This window comes from Dyadobacter sp. HNCC25DJ186, from assembly GCF_056895235.1.
The window spans coordinates 1-19,391 of the sequence record NZ_JBXHAS010000014.1 but is presented as its reverse complement, the minus strand read 5'-3'; the positions used below and the strand labels follow the sequence as shown (position 1 = coordinate 19,391).

The 19,391-nt window shown below is 44.0% G+C and carries 12 protein-coding genes; 4 read left to right on the top strand and 8 right to left on the bottom strand.

Annotated elements, in window-relative coordinates; genetic code table 11:
* Positions 1 to 150: 150 nt before the first annotated feature.
* From AC1XUO_RS26715 to AC1XUO_RS26680, 8 genes are all read right to left on the bottom strand, one after another.
* On the bottom strand, positions 151 to 339 hold the full coding sequence (locus AC1XUO_RS26715; RefSeq protein WP_483332903.1) for a hypothetical protein: 189 nt from the start codon (positions 337 to 339) through the stop codon (positions 151 to 153).
* Between the two features lie 41 nt (positions 340 to 380).
* A complete protein-coding gene (locus tag AC1XUO_RS26710; protein WP_483332902.1) occupies positions 381 to 794 on the bottom strand; it encodes a hypothetical protein in 414 nt (137 codons plus the stop codon).
* Positions 795 to 1,048: 254 nt separating this feature from the next.
* The gene (locus AC1XUO_RS26705) at positions 1,049 to 1,318 is read right to left on the bottom strand and encodes a hypothetical protein (RefSeq protein ID WP_483332901.1); all 270 of its coding nucleotides are present in this window, start codon (positions 1,316 to 1,318) and stop codon (positions 1,049 to 1,051) included.
* A gap of 22 nt (positions 1,319 to 1,340) precedes the next feature.
* Entirely contained in the window at positions 1,341 to 1,898 is a 558-nt protein-coding gene (locus AC1XUO_RS26700) for a hypothetical protein (RefSeq protein ID WP_483332900.1), read from the bottom strand.
* A complete protein-coding gene (locus AC1XUO_RS26695; RefSeq protein ID WP_483332899.1) occupies positions 1,885 to 2,202 on the bottom strand; it encodes an STAS-like domain-containing protein in 318 nt (105 codons plus the stop codon). Before AC1XUO_RS26695 ends, AC1XUO_RS26700 begins: the two co-directional genes overlap by 14 nt.
* Before the next feature lies 1 nt (position 2,203).
* Entirely contained in the window at positions 2,204 to 3,220 is a 1,017-nt protein-coding gene (locus AC1XUO_RS26690; RefSeq protein ID WP_483332898.1) for an STAS domain-containing protein, read from the bottom strand.
* An 82-nt stretch (positions 3,221 to 3,302) separates the two neighbouring features.
* Positions 3,303 to 4,961: a tyrosine-type recombinase/integrase gene (locus AC1XUO_RS26685; protein WP_483332897.1), complete on the bottom strand. Its 1,659-nt coding sequence runs from the start codon at positions 4,959 to 4,961 to the stop codon at positions 3,303 to 3,305.
* A gap of 292 nt (positions 4,962 to 5,253) precedes the next feature.
* The gene (locus AC1XUO_RS26680) at positions 5,254 to 5,454 is read right to left on the bottom strand and encodes a hypothetical protein (protein ID WP_483332896.1); all 201 of its coding nucleotides are present in this window, start codon (positions 5,452 to 5,454) and stop codon (positions 5,254 to 5,256) included.
* A 295-nt stretch (positions 5,455 to 5,749) separates the two neighbouring features.
* On the opposite strand from AC1XUO_RS26680, the gene AC1XUO_RS26675 reads away from it, so the two are divergent.
* The 4 genes from AC1XUO_RS26675 to AC1XUO_RS26660 all read left to right on the top strand — a co-directional run.
* Positions 5,750 to 7,030 carry a hypothetical protein gene (locus AC1XUO_RS26675; RefSeq protein ID WP_483332895.1) on the top strand — a complete coding sequence of 427 codons (1,281 nt, stop codon included), beginning with the start codon at positions 5,750 to 5,752 and terminating at the stop codon, positions 7,028 to 7,030.
* 12 nt (positions 7,031 to 7,042) lie between these two features.
* Complete coding sequence (locus AC1XUO_RS26670) at positions 7,043 to 14,155, top strand: hypothetical protein (RefSeq protein ID WP_483332894.1); 7,113 nt, start codon at positions 7,043 to 7,045, stop codon at positions 14,153 to 14,155.
* An 80-nt stretch (positions 14,156 to 14,235) separates the two neighbouring features.
* Positions 14,236 to 16,080 (top strand): hypothetical protein, encoded by a 1,845-nt coding sequence (locus AC1XUO_RS26665; protein WP_483332893.1) that lies wholly within the window; start codon positions 14,236 to 14,238, stop codon positions 16,078 to 16,080.
* A 71-nt stretch (positions 16,081 to 16,151) separates the two neighbouring features.
* The coding region (locus tag AC1XUO_RS26660) for a fibronectin type III domain-containing protein (RefSeq protein ID WP_483332892.1) at positions 16,152 to 19,391 on the top strand (3,240 nt) is incomplete at its 3' end.

Here is a 19,391-nt window from a genome sequence, read left to right as displayed (position 1 = left end):
TTAATGCATTCAAAGTCATTGTAAATGAAAGTCTTACATCTAAAAATACGTATATTGTTGATCGGTATCTGTATGTTTTTTCGATCTTGTACTGGACAGGTTTTATCGCATTGGGGTAATTGTAAATTTAGATGATTCGTCTTTGTTTATTCAGATACTTGGAGGTTTAGGTAATGGCATCCAAGCATCAAAATCAACTTCATTCGATGTGTCATGCGAACCGAATCGTTCTCCATTCCAGGATACAAATTCGAAAGGAGCATGTTTACTTTTTGAATCTTTTTTAATTGCCAAAAACCAGCTACCATCTTTCGGAGCATTCCACTTCGGTAACCACATTGTTATTAATAGTTTAAAAGATTAAGGATGGATTAGGCAGATTACTTCCTTACTCCTGTAATTTTGATATCTTCAAATCCCCAATATCGTCCACTGTTGTAGTAAATTTCTATACTATCACCATTTACTACTGCGAAAAAACCAGTTGAGGAAGTTGGGTGGAGGAATATGCCGCCATCAAGAGCAAGATCCGCTTCACCGTACGATCTTGTAAATATACCGCTGTAATCCAACTCAATATTATAACTAACTTTAGTTTTACTAATTCTCTTGATGCTTAGGCGGTCAATAGTATCTGCCGCAGGCATTTTAGTTTTAAAACCTAGGATTTCGACCAATGTGGCTCTATATTCTCCTGCCACTTGAGATCCAAAATCAGGACCTGGTTCTGACTCTTTCTTCTTACACGATAGGAATACGATTGCAAATAATAAGAAGGGTAATGCTTGTTTCATTTGATAGGGGTTTTGTGATCATTTGATATTGAAACACTTGTATTTTACTTCATGCAAATTTCTTTTAACTGGATAAGGTGGTTAAATAAAGAATCTAAAACTACTTCTGACCCTCTATAACTTTTGATATCACTTAGGCTTTTGCCAATCAAACCTTCAACTTTACTTACAAAAATGTATTTATTTAATTGAAATGTTCCAGGGGAGAATCTTGGCTTCGGAATTGATTATTACTTGTAAAGGAAAAGTAATTGTTATTTATCCAATGGCCTGATCCGGTCAATCTGGTAATGGATGTGGCTCTGATTTTGTGGAGTATCATTAGAGACAATTTTCTGTACCACATCGTACATTATATCCCTTATCGAATTTAATCTTGCAAGCTCCTCGCTGTTTAGCTCGGAAATCCCCGTAGAGGCTAAAAACTCCTGATATTTTTCATGCGATAGATCTTTGGATAGGATTATAAGTGCTACCTCTCTGAAAGTCTTTTCGAATAATTCTTGTCTTGTAGATTTAATCATTATTTACGAAAGTGCGGCACCATTAAATGTCATGAACAATTTTGAGTAAATTCGAAAAACACAAATCAATTTCTGAAGTGTATGTGTCAACTGCTGGTTTTTGATTTAAAAGCGAAATAACGTTATTTTGAATCGGTAGGCTCTCTAAAAAGCCAACAAAAGTATCAATTTTAGTTTCAAGCTCCAGAATGCTGTCCGAAGGAAATTCATATGCATTAAAAACGTTTTTCAAAAAACTCAACGAAGAATCTGAGTCCTTCGCAAACGCCGTTACTGTGCTCAAAGGAATCTGATCGGTGTAATCCAAGCTTTGGGAGAACGTATTAAACGAGCTCCATAAAACATCAAGTTTCGACCCGAGGTAGGTATACTGATTCTGATTTTTTGTTAAATTCTTTTGAATTGTTTGAGCAATGTAGATCGCAATCGCAGCCGTTGCAACACTTACAATAAATTCAGGAACATTAATCTTTCGTTCAATCTCGAAATACTCAATCTGTACTAACAAATAGGATGTAAGAGCTCCTACTAGAAATATAATTAGACTAGACCATGAAAAAAATGGGCTATTTTTTTTCATAAATAGCCTCCTTAACCTTTTTTATGTACTTAGGAACTTCATTGGAGACAATAATCAAAGTGTCCCAAACAATTGAAGGGTTATATTGAGTACTCAAAAGTCTGAATGCCTCGTTCAAAAATGAACTAGGATAACCTTCTGTACCATCTAAAATAACAGTTAATTTTTCACCACTTTTCTGTGCATTTTCAAATCTTTTAAGCAGAACTGTTTCGTAAAACTCTTGACCCGACTTAGGCCCATCTGAATAATTTCTAGCGCCTGGATTTTTTGTAAAATCCTTGGCTATATTTATAGTTTCCATATCAATCAAAATAAAATTTTGCACAATTAGTATCCATTTCCCAATAATAATAGGTGCCAGTGTAATTGACCGGCAAAGTTACTTTAATATTTTTGGCAAAGTCAATATATACATTGTTCGTGATAACAATTAAATTTTTAATAAGATTCTCTGAATACATTTCGTAAACGGTAGGCAGTCCTTTTCCTCTCCAACTTAAACCTGTCCGAGATTCAATTCCGTCAAGGAATGCTGTATTAATTAAATCTGGTTTATCGTCAAAAAATGACATAACTGTTTTCAAGATACCTTTTGAAAAAGTTTTTAAAATTCCATGCCCGTTATCTACAAACGAAAATTTAACTAAATTTTGCTCTTCAAAGTGGCTCAAACTTAGATGCCATGTTATTTCACGGCTGTTTGAAAAAGCGTGATCACATGAATTTCTTACCATCTCAATGATGCCACCATATAGGAGTGGGCATCTAGATGGGGTGTTCCATATGGTTTCAACAGCTTTCCGAACTTCCTTGGCGATTTTGGAGTGTGGAGTTCGATTGTCGCCAGTTGTCAATATGGAATTTTTGAACGAAACATTTTTTAAAGATCTATTTATTGCGATGTGACTAAAGAATCCGGATTTTTCTAATGTTGACCGAGCTTCGCTGCTTATGGGCATTGTTCCTTCAATCTTTACACCCATTTTACCAAGTTCTTTAATGACTGAAAGAAGCATTGCTATCGCACCCTCACCAAAATCCGACACATTGTCAAGTATAATTTTGATATCCTTTCCTCGTCTTCCAATTGATTTTAATTCACTAATAAATTCAATAACTGCTTCGCAATTCTCATATTGCAAATTAAATATTGGTGGAGCGTCCCTTTTTACTAATGATCTTTTCGAGCTTTTTCTACTATAATATCCCGTTTTTGGTCCCGGAGTGTATATTTTGTACTTCCTAGCTTTTTTCCTTTCTGTTATCTCTCTACTTTTTTTTAATAAAAATATTCTTTGCCTATGGGAAAGTTTCTTCATATAATATTTTTAGGTACTGTGTAGTTGGAAAGCATAACTTAAAGGGATTCTCCTGTAAACATGTCAAAGAATATCACAATTTTCATCTAAGTGTTAATTGTTTTAAAGCTTCTGTTAGCGAATATAGGGAAACGTCTTGACCGTGTTCCTTATAAAGAAGCCAAACGTCAAACCAAAAGTTACTACCCTCAGCGGTATTTTCCCATTTGCAAAAATGCTTTATCCAATCTGACAAAGAAGCGTCATCTGCAATTTTAGATTCATCAATTTGAGGCGCCATTCTTCCACTTAGAATATCAGGGAACTTCTCCAAGCATTGTTCCGCTTTGTGTTTTAAATAGTTTAAGTTAGCCAGGTCGGTAGCTATCTGCTTAGGCACAAGATCTTTTACAAATCGTTTTGTTGAAATATCCTCAAATGAGCCAAGATATTTTTGAGTAGTCTTCAAACTTCCGTGGCCCAAAGATCGGGAAATGAACGTCAAAGGGGCTTCTGAACGGAGTAGGGAAGTAGCAAAACTGTGCCGCGCTTCATAGGTATTAATCTTACCTTCAATGCCAAGCTCCTTGGCGATTTTGTTCATGTGGAGATTAATGTTTTTTGTGACTTGGTTAACGAGCGGTTTCTCCTGCTGAGGAGTGACGTTTTTGGGGAGGAAAGGAAAGAGGAATGATTCAGGATCCTTGTCATCAGTTTTCCATTTTTCTATAATGTGTAAAAGCTCAGGCAAGATGGAAATCGAAATTTTAGACATTCCTTCTCTTTTTGTTTCCATGGTCTTGTCACGGAAGAACGTAATCTCTCCGTTTTTGTAGTGAACATCCTTATGCTTTATTTTACAAAGGTCTACGGTATTTAATCCATTACCTAGGTAGATAAATAGCCACATATCTTTCCATTTATCCCTCGAGCTACCCAATTTGCATTGGTAACTGAATATCTTTAAAAGCACGTCGTCCGAGAGGGCCTTTTTCTTATTCAAGACTTCCGGAATTTTATATCCTTGGTCTCCGAAGGGATAATCTTCATCCTTAATAATCTTTGCTCTTTTTGCATCATTAAATATCTTCCGGATCCGGGCGATGTATATTGCAACGGTCGTTATGCTCGCCGGCTTCTCTTCGCCGTCCTTCCTTTGCGGCGCCTTGCCTTTTACTAACATCCACTTTTCGTATAGCCGGAGGAATTTAGCGGTGACAACTTGAATTGGTAGCTTAGCAGTTTCGGGGGACTTGGCTAGTTTCGCATACATAGTATAGCGCCGCAAGCTCATTGCTGCCGAATTAAAAAGGTTTCCGTTACTCATGTCGCCTTCGGCAATGAGTTCAGTGGCTTTATTTTCAAGAGCCTTGATGAGGTCCGCATCAACAGTTACTTTCGTCTCAGGTTTGAAGTCACCTGCAATTATCCTGGCAAATATTTCAAACGAGAAATAATCCTCAATTTGTTTTGCAGCATTTCTGCCGATAGTTAATACACTCAGTATATCTTTACCTGTGACCTCATCAGTGTATCCGTCGCCGTAAATCTTATGCCATAGTTCGCGGAGGTAATCATCTTTTACACGGCCGGACAAACCGGGTTTATTTTGCTTTAAGAAGGTGACCTCCTTTTCAGTGACAATTTTACCAGAGGCGTATAGTTTCTGCTTTGAATCGAAATATACCGACCACTTCACCTGATACGAATCAGCTGGCATATTACGTTTATCGAAGTAAATGGAGATAGAAGGTTTCTTCATCTGAGACTAACAATGTACTAACAATGAAACTAACAATGTAAATGTATACAATGTAAGTATAATGTTAATCAACAGGGCGCTAATAAATTTTAAATACCACTGAAATCCAAGTGGTTAATAGTATAGTTCTTTGGCGTTAATCGACTAAAAATAATAGAGCAACTGCCTTCTAAGTAGTAGGTCTTGTGTTCGAATCACAACGGGATCACCAAAAATGAGTATTAAAACTCGCTAAACTCCTGCAAATCAATTATTTGCGGGAGTTTTCTTTTTGCTGGCTACCGCAAAATATTCAATAATTCGGCTCATGATCTAATAATTCTCCTAAAAAAGGTGAGTAATTGGTTGAGTTAAATTTCTGCATTCTCCAATACTCCAAAACTTTTGCCCCTATATCCTGCACCTGCCAATGAACAAGGAAATGTTCAATGATCTCTTCACTTTTGATACAATAGAAGCAGGCAGGCGGCTCGTGGACTACCCGGTTAGTCATAGTTTGCCTCAAATGCCACAGGCTTTAAATAATTTAATGAGGCGTTCTGAAACGCGATGACACGGTGAACGAAGCCATTTTTTCAATTTATGCTTACTCATAGGACTTTTTAAAGATGTGTGAAACGTTGATTGCCTTGTTGCAGACCTATTTTAACTACATTTCTCTGACAACTTTTTGATTTTTCAGTCCGGCATATACTTGTTGAAAAAAAAATACAATTCATAGTGACCTTGTTTAAAGAACTACGTCACTAAAAAAGTACCCGAAGTTATTCGTCAAATTAGTTGTCTATTTGAAAACACTTTACTCGCTCCGCAAAACAGGATTGGCGGTGAAAACCAACCGCTTTTTTCTAACAAAAGAAAGTTTGTCTGCTCTGAAAAAGCTTGGCAGTCTGGTTGTGCTCATTTTTACTGTTTTTTCCTGCAAGGAACCCGGTGAAGTTTCGGGCCTTAAACAAATTATTTCGTTTGCTCTTCCGAAAGTAAAAACCATCAGTGTTTCCATTGAAGAGACCTCAGGTGTAATCAGCGTAGTCGTCCCTTATGGTACGATATTAACCGATCTGAACCCGGAAGTATCCATTAGTCCGGATGCGTCGATCGTTCCACTGTCCTCTTTCGCGCAGGATTTTACAAAGCAGGTTTATTACACTGTAACGGCTCAGGATGGTTCCAGGAAAGTTTATACGATATCCGTAACTTCCCAAAAACAAGGCGCCCCGCTGATCACAGGTTTTTCCAGGGATACCATCCGCGCAGGTGAAACGCTGCTCGTTTCAGGCAAAGACTTCGGCAGTTTTGGAGCGGGTATTCAGGTGGTGTTCAAAACTGCTTCTGGTGCCGAAATTTCGATTCCGTCCAAACTGCTTGATTCCACCCGGTTGAGTCTGGCAGTTCCGGCTGCAACGAATCCTGATTCCTATTTTATCAAAGTCATTAAAAATAAAATAGAAACGGTTTCGGCCAAGACGCTGCTGGTAAAAATTCCGCCGCCTGACATCACTTCGGTTAAGTTTAAAAACATTTTGCAGGGGGACAGCATTTTTATCACAGGCAATTTTATTGTGCCGGCCCGTTATGATTATCGTCTGGAACTTCGTACCGATCAACGGCGCTTTACCCTGGATCCCGCCAAAAAGGAAAACGGGAAATTAACTTTTCTCACGGATGCCAAACTTCCGTCTGGATCATATACCCTTTATTTGGTCAACGTCCGTGAGCAGATCACAAGCATAGCCGCAGCAGAAAACATCCGGATTTACGATAACCAAATGCCGTTTATCAAAGGTATTGCCGATTCGAAAACCGATGACAAACCGGGAGAGACAGTCCGGATGTATGCTGATAAATTTGAAAAACTGACGGCTCGTTTTTATCAGGTCGAATTGTCGGGCAAGGGCGTGAAATATAATCAGAACGGTATTTATTCACAGGCGGATAAGCGGTTATCGATCGTGTTGCCAGCGGACATGAAGGCGTCCCTATACACGATCAAAGTAATTTTTCTGACGGACTCAGCGGCTGAGGCTTATAACCTGGATCTGGACGATACCCTAACAATTACAGAATAACATACACTATTTATGAAACGATTCTGCGGTGGATTACTGCGTCTTCCTGTTTTTATTTTTCTTATTTCAGGATTTTTTGTGAACAAAACCTGGGCTCAGAACAAATTGTTCATGAACCCGATCAAATATACAGACCGTCAGCTGGAAGTATACGGCTCTCCGTGCAGCGACCCCGCTCAGATCCATCTTTTTATTAATAATGTTCCGGTCAATCCTGCTCAGCTGACCACCAAGTTCATTGTCGGTGGTTACTGGGCTTTTGAGATGGATTTCGGACTTATGAAACCCGGGGACGTATTTAAAACCACCGATGACTGTGGTGGCGTGCCTTATCAGCAAACGGTTAAAGATGACTATGTGTACGTGGAAGTACCGGGCGGAGCAGCCACCGCAGGGAATGGAATCGGCCCGGATGACCAGTATCCGCCATATTCCAAGTTAAGCACCGCGGTTGCGGTCGGGAAATGTTCGCCCGTTAATATTGATTCCCACGGCCTTGTGAGTTATTATGTTTTCAGCCCGCAAACCGGCGGTACTTTTTTGTTAAATGGTTCTCCTTTAACAAATGGCGCCACGGCCATCAATCCGGGCGGTTATGAAATCAATTTCAACGGTTACCAGGGAACGCCCGTCCACAGCATCAGTGCCAACGGTTCGATAACCGCCAACACGGCGGTGAAGTTGGAAAGTAAAACGCATTATTCCGGCCAGGTGCCACTCTCGCTGGAATACCGTCACGACGGTGGGGTAGTTGGAGGGGATTTGTCATTCGGGTTTAAAGCCATGTCGATACGGCAGGTTAAAAACAACAGTTTTAACATCGAAAAGGCATCGCTGGGCGGTAATTTTAACACCGTTACCTATGCATCAAAACCCAACTCGGTTTTTAAAATTACCTACGATGGGGTTTATTATCGTGCATATCTCGACAATGTGCTGGTGGATGAATTGCGTCGTTTTGTCGAATACGGCACATCGAGCGGCAGCCTGACACCCGGTTCGAGCGCAGGCCTTGATTACAGTACGCCGGTAACCTGGAGTGGAATGCAGTCCGGGCCCCAATGGGTCAGTGTGCTGATAGACGGGGTTTTGTATACCCGCCAGCAGTTTCAGGTGGCGCAGGACATCGCGATCAATCCGGTTGTGAGTAACATCGCATGCAGCGGGAGCAATTCGGGCGGTATTACCGTCAATGCCACGGGAGGAATTGCGCCTTTACAATATGCATTGAATTCAGGAGCTTATGTTTCGGCGAATGTTTTTCCCAATCTTGCAGCAGGAAATTATGTGATCAAAGTACGTGATGCCTCCGGCTGTACGGCCACCCGAAATGTTACCGTTGGTTCTTCCGTGGCCTTGCAGGTTTCGGTGGCAGCCAAAACAGATGAAAGCTGCTCGGCCACAGCCAATGGTTCTGTGACCATCCAGGCTTCGGGCGGCGCTTCACCTTATCTCTATTCCAAAGACGGAACGACTTATCTAACCTCCAACGTTTTCACGGGTCTGGTCGCCGGCATTTATACTTTTTCAGTAAAAGATAATAACGGCTGTATTGGCACGGTGGCCGATACCATAAAAACGACGAGCAAATTACTCGCGACCATTGCAAGTCAGCAACATGTCAGCTGTTTTGGCGGTAATAATGGCTCCTTAACCATTGGAACGGCCGGATCAGTCGTAAGCGGAATCTTAATGTTTTCTATTGATAACGGAGCAACCTTTCAGGCCTCTAACGTTTTTACAAATCTGGCGGCGGGTTCCTATAAGGTTCTCGTAAAAGACAATACATGCTCGATTTCGGTTAATGCCACGATCACCCAGCCTGGAGATCTCACCATTGCCGCTGTTTTAAAACAGGCGGTCTCCTGTAATGGATTAAGCGATGGTATGCTGGAAGCAACGGCGGGTTCAGGGACTGCACCTTATCTGTTTTCCATCAACGGAACACAGTATGGTTCATCGGGGATTTTCGGTGGCCTTGCTTTGGGCAACTATAAAATATGGGTAAAAGATGCCGCCGGCTGTGTTAAAGAATCTGCTGTGGTGCCGGTATCTCAGCCCGATGCGGTCTCCGTTTCTATTTTGAATAAAACCGATGTTTCCTGTTTTGCAGGCTCAAATGGTGCTTTGACAGCAACCGGACTGGGAGGCACATTCCCCTATCAATTTTCCAAAGACGGCGTAAATTTCCAGCCGTCACCCACTTTTTTGTCGCTTGCTTCGGGTAATCAACTGATCACCATCAAAGATGCAAACGGCTGCAAGGCAACTGTTAAAGGCGATATCCTGCAACCAACGGACATCACCATCAGTGCGGTTAACAGTATAACAGTGAGTTGTTTCGGTGGAACTAATGGTCAGATCAAGGCAACCGGATCGGGTGGGACTGGGATTTTAAAGTATGCAATCAATGGAACTGATTTTACAGCCCAAACTATTTTTGATGGTCTTCCAGCTGGCAACTATCAGGTCACCGCGCAGGATGCGAACGGTTGTAAAAAGGTGTCGGCAGTCACCAGTGTAACACAACCAACCCAGGTTGTACCAACGTTTACCAAGTCTGACGTAAAATGTTTTGGGGCAGCGGATGGTTTGGTGACGGTTACGGCAACAGGCGGGACAAACGCATACACCTATTCAAAAGACGGGACTAACTACCAGACCGCCGGTCTGTTTCAGTCTTTACCGGCCGGAAACATTACCTTTTATGTTAAGGACGCCAATAACTGTGTCCGCACTGTGGACGTAACCATTGGCCAGCCGAGCGCGCTTGCTGCCTCAGTCTCAGCTTTCCAACAGGTATTGTGTTATAATGGAAAGAGCGGGATTATTCAGGCTGCGGCTTCGGGCGGAACAGCACCTTACCAATATTCAGTCAACGGAACTACGTATCAGTCTTCCGCGACTTTTGCGTCACTTCCGATTGGTACCTATAAAATATGGGTGAAAGATGCCAACGGATGCGTAAAAGCAACGGACGGTATCGCGCTGACACAACCCACGGAATTGGTCGCATCGATCGCGTCACAAACAGCTGTGAAATGTTTTGCAGGCAGTGACGGATCGGTGCAGCTTGCTGCAACAGGTGGTGTGTTGCCTTATAGTTACGCCCGAGACTCGGTGAATTTTCAGGCATCACCTTCGTTTTCAGGTTTGCCCGGTGCTGCCATCCGTTTTGTAATCAGAGATGGAAATGGCTGTACAAAGCCAGTGACTGCGCAGATAACCCAACCGGCACAGGCTTACACAATAACCCTGGCTTCGCAAACAAACCTGAGCTGTTACAACGCCAACATTGGACGGATTGAAGTAAAAAATAACGGAGGAACAGCTCCGTATCAGGTTTCCATTGATAACGCCAAATTTCAAGCTTCGGATGTTTTTAGTAACCTGTCTGCCGGGACGTATACCGTGTATGGTCAGGATGCAAACAATTGCAAGTTTACGTTAACAGGTATAAATTTATCGCAGCCTACGGACATTGTTGTTTCATTGATCAGCAAAAAAGATGTCGACTGCGAGTATTATCAAAAAGGAGAAGCACTGGTATCCGCCAGCGGATCAACAGGAAATTTTTCTTATGCGCTGGGTGGCTTTGATTTCAAATTCAATGCTATTAGCGCCGTTACAAATACAACAGGATTTTTTGATAATCTGAAAGCCGGTGATTATACCGTAACAGCCCGTGACCAGTCGGGTTGTACCAAAGAATTTCCGGTAATTATTATCCCAAAAAATACAAACATCCGCTACGATGTAAGTAAAACGCTGCCTTCCAACTGCAACAGTCAGGATGGAACGATCAGCATCATTAACACGTCGGGTGGGAAGCAACCCTATCAATACAGCATCAGTTCGCAAAACAGTTTCGGAAGCAACGCTACTTTTGGCGGACTTTTAAACGGAACCTACATCGTGACCGTCGCGGATGAGCTTTGTTCTTATAAAAAGGAAGTGGACCTGACCGTGCCGGGCAGTATCAAAGCAACCTATACCATTGATCCTATTAGCTGTACGACGCCCGTCGCTAATCTGAACGTGAATTCCATCAGTGGAGGGAATGGCGGATATCAGCTGTCCTTAAACGGAGCTGCACTCAGCGCATCCAGGAGTTATACCAATCTTCATCCGAATGTTTATAACCTGCTGATCCAGGATAACCCGCTGTCGTGCAAGACTGTTTTGGGTATTGAAATCAAGGAACAAAACCGTGCCGATTTGCAGATTGTATCCAAACAGGACGTATTGTGTTACGGTGGAAACAGTGGGGTGATCAATATCAAGGGAGACAACAATGTAGGCCCTTTCAGTTATGCGATCAATAACGGCCCATTTGGCAGCGATGGCACTTTCGCCGGTCTTTCAATAGGCACCTACCGCCTTTACGCCAAAAACCGGATGGGCTGTGTTGATAGTCTTCGGGTGACTTTGGTACAACCGACGCAACTCAGCAGCAGTTTTACCAAAACCGATAACAGCTGTAATGGTGACAATACCGGAGCACTGGAATTGTTCGGGACCGGTGGAACGCCGGCTTACAGTTATTCGATCGACGGAGCAAATTATGTGTCGTCGGGCAAATTTATTTCACTGACCGCCAATACTTATAACGCTTATGTTAAGGATGCAAACGGTTGTATCAGTGCGCAAAATGTGTCGGTCGTTCAACCCGCTTTGTTGACGATCACGCCGGTTTATCGGGATACGATACGCTGTTTTGGGGAAGCAAACGGCATGGTCAATATCGTTGCGGCAGGCGGCACTCCTTCCTATGTTTATTCGATGAACGGGACAGATTATTTCCCGGATGCAAGTTTTAAAAACCTTTCCGTCGGCACCTATAAATTTTACGCCCGTGATGTGAAGGGGTGTTTAAAAACCAGCGAACTCAGCATTTCACAGCCAGCGCTTTTGGAACTGGGATTGGTATCTCAGACAGATCCGTTGTGTTTTGAAGGCAAAGATGGAAGTATTCAGGTTGCAGCGAAAGGGGGGAATGCCGGTTATGTTTACACACTTGATAATGCGGTCAGCCAGCCGGCGAGCCTTTTTCAGGGACTGACGCAATCGGTTTATTCCATCACAATCAAAGATCGTAAAGGATGCAGTGCGAGTATGAAAACGGTCGAACTGAAATGGCCGTCGAAAATCCAGTCAAAGTATGCTACGGTAATGCCAACCTGCTTTGGAGAGTCAAGTGGAACCATTACGGTGGAGGTAAGCGGGGGGAGCCCCGGATATCAGGCACTTTTCAACGGACAGAACTTTAACGCAGTGAATAATCTGTTCACTTTTGCCAATGTAAAATCGCAAACTTATCCGATTGAAATAAAAGACCAGCACGGATGCATCGACAAACTGGATGTTTTGTTGTCACAACCAACGGCGCTGGCAAGCAAAGTAAATATCACCAATAACAATTGTTACGGTGATAAAACCGGTAAACTTGAAGTCTCTGCGGAAGGTGCTACACCTTCTTATCTCTTTGCCTTAAATGATGGGCAATATTCAGGTAATGGCACATTTGCAGACCTGACTGCCAATGCCTACACGGTCCGTATCAAAGATGCGAAGGGCTGTGTACTGACAAAAGAGGTGCAGGTTGTCCAGCCAACAGAAGTTAAGTTGCTGGCGGTTAATCAGGATACGGTACGCTGTTATGGAGAGAGAAATGGTAGTATCCGTATTCTGGCCAGCGGCGGGACTCCGGGTTATATTTATTCTCAGGACGGAACACAGTTTTATTCCGACAGCACCTTTAAAAACCTGGCGGCGGGAGCTTACAAATTCTGGGTAAAGGATACCAAAGCGTGTCTGCAGACGACATCATTAAGTATTACCCAGCCAGCCGTTCTGGATTTGAGTCTGACAGGTAAGACGGACCCGCTTTGCGCCGGTGAGCAAAATGGACGTATTATGCTGGCAGCAACGGGTGGAAACGGCACTTATACCTATTGGAAAGACAATGTAACGCAGCAAAAAAACGGAACATTCGAAGGATTGACGCAAGCTGAATACACCTTCAAAGTGGTGGACCGCAGGGGGTGTGAAGACACCGTTACCAGTGTAAAGCTCGTGTGGCCAAAATCGCTTTTAAGTCAGGTGAGCTGGAAGGGGCCTGTTTGTGATGGTGATAATAACGGAAGCATTTCCATAAAACTGTTCGGTGGAATTGCACCGTACACGGTTAGCGCACCTCAAAATGCGGGAGTAGCTGTTAACACTGCGGATGTCTGGGATTTCAAAAACCTGTCTGCCGGTAAATATATATTAAATGCACGTGATGCGAACGGCTGTCTGTCGGTTTCTTCGGTCAACGTGCCGGCGCCTGAAAAATTCAATACCATCAGTTTCCCGGTCACGGAAGCGGTTTGCAAGGGCCAGGAAATTGTACTGGATGCAGGTAACCCAGGTAAATTTGTCACCTGGTATTACAAGGAGCAGGTTATTGCCGAAGCAAAAAATCAGCAAAGCCTAAGTGCCGTAGAGCCTGGAACTTACAAGGTGGTGGTAACCAACGAAACGGGCTGCTCTGTAAGTCGGGAATATAGGCTTGAAAACAATAACAATGCTCTAAAAGCTGATTTCCTGATGACGGTTCAGGCTTTTGTAGGAGATACGGTGAAGGTGCTGGATATTTCAAAACCAGCGCCGGATGAGATTATCTGGGAGCTGCCGGCACAAGCTCAGACGATATTGAACGAGATCACAAAGCTATCGTTTGCCGTGATCGAAAAAGGGGAATATCCGATTAAGATGACTGCCAGAAAAGGCGATTGTATCAATACAAAAATCAGGACAATCAAGATTTTTGACAAGGAAGATATCGATCAGACGGATTCGCTGCTTCATTATCAGGAAATCAATATCGTGCAGGAAATGCTCGTATATCCTAACCCGAATTTCGGGAAGTTCACCGTGTCAGTAAAACTGGCCAAGGTCAGTGATGTGATATTATCGATCTCGAATTCGAGCACAAACACACCGGTTTTGAAACAGGAAAAGAAAGGGGAGAAGCAGTACACTTTTGAAATAAGCCTCAGAGATTTTATGCAGGATACCTATGTCGTCACCATTCAGGCGGGGAAGTCAATTCTTTTTAAAAGGGTACTGATGATGAATTGATCATTGGCTGTTGGCTTTTAGCGGTTGCACGGAGGCAGTGCAACTGCCCAGTCTAAATTTTCTCTTTTAAAAAATGAATTATGGCTAAACTTATACACATACTCATGCTTTTGTTGCTGGTTTCTGCGGCCGGTGATCCTATTGCTTGTTGGGCGCAGGACCTCTCGCAGCCTGGCTTAGAAAAATTAAAAGAATTGAAAAATATTTCGGTCAAAGACGAACTGAAAAAGGGAATCAAAGTTTCAGGGATGGCCGGGGCTAACTTCGTATACTACCATGCGGCTGGTATAACCGACCGCAGAAGTATTCCGTTTAATACACTTTTTACGGGTAATCTGAATGTTGATCTCTTTGGCAAGATTAAGATGCCAGTCAGTTTTAGTTTGTCGAACCAGAATATAAACTGGTCACATCCGTTTGACCGGAAGTACCAGTTTATGCAACCCTTCAACCGGTTTGTGTTAAAACCGACCTACAAAGGCTTTACGCTTCAGGTGGGTGTTTGCAGCATGAATTTCTCTCCTTTTACACTGGCCGGGCATCGTTATGACGGTGTGGGACTGGAATATAAATCAAAGCAAAATCCATTTTACTTTGGGTTAATGCTGGGTAATCTGCGCCGGGCGATCAGGGTGGATACTTCCGGCGCGGCGGATCGCCGTGCGACGGACCGTAACAACATTCCCTCATACAAACGAAGCGGTGTTGGCTTACAGCTGGGTTACCGACAGAAGGAAGATAAAGTGGAACTGATCTTTTTTACAGCTTCTGATAAACTGAGTTCGCTGCCCTATACCCTGGACGATTATCATATTTCACCCGAACAAAATGCCGTTGTTTCGCTGAAAGGAGCAAAGGTTTTACAAAAGAAATGGGTACTTGATGCAGAAATTGCGGTTTCAGCAGTTACCCTTGATACCAGGGAGGCAGAGTCCGGAAGGCAATCCAATATTATAAATAGTTACCTGGGGACGATCAGCCCGGGCAGTTCAACCGAATATAAAAAGGCAATAAAAACGGCGGTTACGTATCGGGGTAAGGGTTTTAATACGGGCATCGAGTATAGCAAGATTGATCCTGGTTACCGGACCTTGGGCGCATATTATTTTGTCAATGACCTGGAAACTTATGCCGGTAAAATAGCAGGGCAGCTGCTTGCCGGTAAGCTGAATGTCAGTGCCAACGCCGGTATTCAGCAGGATAATGTACAAAAGCAAAAGCTGAAAACACTCAAACGCTGGGTGGGTGCTCTGAATTTTACTTACGTACCGGCTGAGTGGATAACGGCCATGCTGAGTTATTCGAATTTCACGAGCTTTTCAAATCTGAGGCCAACGTACGATTACCTCAAACAGATCACTCCTTATCAGGCGCTTGATACACTCAATTTTAAACAGATCAACCAGAACATTCAGGCGGGTGTCAATGTGGTTCTGCCTTCCAAAAATGAAGATATCACACAAAATATTGGGTTGAATCTGGTGATGCAACGCGGCAGCGACGACCAGGGGAATTTGAAGGTTGAAAACAATTTGAGCAATACTGCACTGGATTACAGCTATGGTATAAAATCGCTAAAAATGAATATTTCTGCTTCGTTGTATTATTCCGATAGCGATATTTCCGGATTGACAGGTACGCAATGGGGGCCATCGCTGGGATTTGGGAAAGGGTTTGGAAGTCAGGATGGGATCCAATGGAAAACTCAGTTCAACGGTACCTACACAGCCGGGAAAATGGACAAAGTCTCGCAATCAATGCTAAATATGAGGGCCGGTGTTTCTGCTGGTCTGACCAAGCAACTGAACCTGACCACCAACATCATTTACCTGAACCGAAAGAACGTCAGCACGGAAAGGTATATTCCTTCATTCCAGGAGATTACGGCCACACTAGGGCTGGTTTATAATTTCTCGGTTTTGTAGGTATGACCGGAGAAAAACTTGTAACCATCTAATTGAATTCAACAGATAATCCAACCGGTAAACACATACTAATGAGATCATTTATTTTGCTGCTCTGCCTTCTTACTGCTTTGTTCAAAACAAATTTGGCGGAAGCATATAGCACAACTGCTGAACACAAACCGGGTTTTATAAAGGTTGAAAACCTTCCTGCCGCCCGGCATGACGGAAGACATTTTTTTATCCGTGAACATGCCCTGGCCGGACAACCAGGGCAGGCAGAGATCGATGCCGCCCTGGCTGCATCTGTGGCGCAAGGGCGCATTATCCAGGTGACGACCGGTGGACTAAGCATCCCTTCCTTGCTGAAAGAGATCACCAGTTTGCCGGTTGTGTTTCGAAGCAGGGTCAGCGGCCATGATTATGACATTGTTATTATGGGCATGCGTTTTACGCCGACGGGGGCCACACTGAGCATCGGATGCCGGTTTACTGTTCCGGGCAACGCTTTGCCGGGCAACGCTTTGCCGGGCAACGCCTTGCCGGATTCTCAAACAAATCTCTATTTTGGTTCTAATGACATCGCCGTGTCCGGTAAAAGCGGATTTGCCGGTGATCTTCCCATATTAAAAACTTCATTGAGTGATACCAAATCTGCGGAACTGGATGATCCCGGTAAGCTTTTGGATGATCAGATATCTTTCGCTGAGTTTGCACTGCCGGGTTTTGGCGGTAATCTGACGATGGGACTGGGTGCGGATTCCAAACTAAGTTTTACCTGCGGTGCTTTTAATACGTTTACTTTATCCGGTTTTGTAAAAGCTTATAATCTTGTAGAAAAAGAGACGGCGGACGGAACGAAGGTGGCTGATGGCAAACCCTTGCTGCTGGTTTTTACCGGTCAGCAGACTTCCGACTGGAAAGATATTTTCATCGACGCCAAGGTTGCTTCTGCGTTTCATGCAGCGAGTTACCCTGATCTTGGGTTTCATTTTGGCAGTGACAACCTGGCGAAAATTGATTTGAGTACGCTCCGGAATCCGGCCAATCTGCCTTCCTGTGCACAGGTGTCAGCCGAAAGCTGGCAGGGTATCGCCTTTCCGACTTTTAAACTCAGGCTTCCTGCATTTTTCAAATTACGCTCTGCTGCAACGCTGGCGATGGGCAATGTGGCACCGGCCACCGGAAAAAATCTTTTCATGGATTCGAAGGGGTTGCTCGGAAGTGTTGGAGCAGAAAATGTATACACACTCAAAGAAGGATACACCGACGAAATCAACAAGTACGATATGTCACTGGATAACCTGACGGCCAATTATTCCTGTAACGGTCAGGTAACGGCTTCGATGCTTGGAAAAATAGCCATGCCCTGGTGTGGCGAAAATTCAAAATCCGATGCGCCTTTGCTCCGGTACAGCTTTCGGTATACCAATAACCGTTACGAAGTATTTGTCAAGGACACTGAGCAAGGCAATTATGGTTCTGGTCCCTATGTACTTTCGACGGGTTCACAACTGGCCTTCAATGTAGCCGACAGTAAGTTTTTGATTCAAACGAAATCTACTGAAAAGCCTGTGATTTCGGCTGATGTGTATGGGAACAGTGTTTGCCGTGATTTTCCGGCGAAACTTTCCGCGTCTCAATGTGCAGACAAAGCGCTGATATGGAGTACCGGTGCCTCCGGCGCCAGTCTGGAAGTTAAACCTGCGGTTACGACTAGCTATACGGTTAAATGTCAGGATAAATATTGCGTTTCTGCCAGCGCTGATTCTTTAAAGATCACGGTTTACGAATCACTGCCGCAACCCGCTTTGATTGCAGGGCGTGATGCTTTTTGCCGTTATGAAAGCACGGATTTGAACGCGGGAAATTGTGTAGGGAAAATAGAATGGAAAAATCCGGGGGAAGGTTCGTTTGATGGCTCCGGCGCAGATCAACGGGTACAGCATGCCAGTTTTTCAAACGTAAACCAGGCTACTGATTTTACTTATCTGGTCCGTTGTAACCTGAATGGCTGTCTGAGTCCGGAAACGGCGAAAACGCTGCGCGTTAATCCCGAACCTCCTGCTCCGAACCTGTATTCAAATGCGCCCAATAATACTATTGATAAAAACGGCAGTGTCACCATCGGGGGAAACTGCGCGAATGGTGACCGTCTGGTGTGGGAGAATTTGCCTCCGGGCGGCGTTCCGCAGTCTACGGTCACGCTGGCTTCTACAACCAGTTATGCTGCGATTTGCCGGAACGATGCGACGGGCTGCCAGAGTCTGTCGAAAAGTTCGATCACCATCAACGTTTTATACTTCCCACCGGCAGCACCGACAAACCTGGCTTTTTCCGGAGCCGGAACCAACTTTCTGACATTGACCTGGCAGGATAATTCAGGTAATGAAGACGGGTTTACCATTTTAAGATCCACCTCGCCAACGTTTGCCAATGCACAGACGGTCGGTAATGTCGGGGCTAACATCACATCCTTTCATGACAATGGTTTGACAGAAGGCATCACTTATTATTATCAGGTTATTTCGCATAACCGTTATGACAATGGTTATTCAGACTGGGCTTCAAGAAGTACCGTTATTACACCCGGTGCTCCGGAGCTTCGGGCAGATAATCAGAATATTGTAAAGGGTACGGATGCGCGCGTGACGGGATATTGCCCGGTCGGAAATCTGGTATGGACGGTTCCGGTTGGTTATGGCGGCGGTGAAAGGGTACAATACGAGAATACCACGTATTGGGCGAAATGCGTGAATGAAGGTGTTGAAGGAAAAGGGGCCAGTATAACGGTTTCAGTTTACGTTCCCACGCCTGGAGCACCGGAATTGTCTGCTTCCAGCACGAACATCGTAAAAGGAGGCAAGGTAAATGTAACGGGTATCTGTGCCAGTGGGACATTGGTCTGGACTGTTCCAGTTGGTTACGGAGGCGGTGAGCGTACGCAAAATGAAACGACCACTTACTGGGCGAAATGTGTGAATGAGGGTGTTGAAAGTGGCGGGTCGAGTATTACGGTTTCGGTGTATGTTCCGACACCGGGTGCTCCGCAACTTTCAGCTTCGAATACAAGTATCGTAAAAGGGAGCAAGGCGAACGTATTCGGCACGTGTCCGTCAGGAACCCTGGTCTGGACAGCGCCTGTCGGTTTCGGCGGCGGTGAATGGCTGCAACAGGATAACGTGACTTACTGGGCGAAGTGTGTGAATGAGGGTTTTGAAAGTGAGGGGGCAAGTATTACGGTTTCGGTGTATGAAAGGCCAAAAGCACCTCAGCCTTCACTACGTGCAGATAAAAATCTAGTGAACCCAGGTGAAAATACGGTAGTGTAT

Coding starts and splice junctions, on each gene's coding strand:
- AC1XUO_RS26715 (WP_483332903.1), bottom strand. CDS start 339: ATGTGGTTACCGAAGTGGAATGCTCCGAAAGATGGTAGCTGGTTTTTG.
- AC1XUO_RS26710 (WP_483332902.1), bottom strand. CDS start 794: ATGAAACAAGCATTACCCTTCTTATTATTTGCAATCGTATTCCTATCG.
- AC1XUO_RS26705 (WP_483332901.1), bottom strand. CDS start 1,318: ATGATTAAATCTACAAGACAAGAATTATTCGAAAAGACTTTCAGAGAG.
- AC1XUO_RS26700 (WP_483332900.1), bottom strand. CDS start 1,898: ATGAAAAAAAATAGCCCATTTTTTTCATGGTCTAGTCTAATTATATTT.
- AC1XUO_RS26695 (WP_483332899.1), bottom strand. CDS start 2,202: ATGGAAACTATAAATATAGCCAAGGATTTTACAAAAAATCCAGGCGCT.
- AC1XUO_RS26690 (WP_483332898.1), bottom strand. CDS start 3,220: ATGAAGAAACTTTCCCATAGGCAAAGAATATTTTTATTAAAAAAAAGT.
- AC1XUO_RS26685 (WP_483332897.1), bottom strand. CDS start 4,961: ATGAAGAAACCTTCTATCTCCATTTACTTCGATAAACGTAATATGCCA.
- AC1XUO_RS26680 (WP_483332896.1), bottom strand. CDS start 5,454: ATGACTAACCGGGTAGTCCACGAGCCGCCTGCCTGCTTCTATTGTATC.
- AC1XUO_RS26670 (WP_483332894.1), top strand. CDS start 7,043: ATGAAACGATTCTGCGGTGGATTACTGCGTCTTCCTGTTTTTATTTTT.
- AC1XUO_RS26665 (WP_483332893.1), top strand. CDS start 14,236: ATGGCTAAACTTATACACATACTCATGCTTTTGTTGCTGGTTTCTGCG.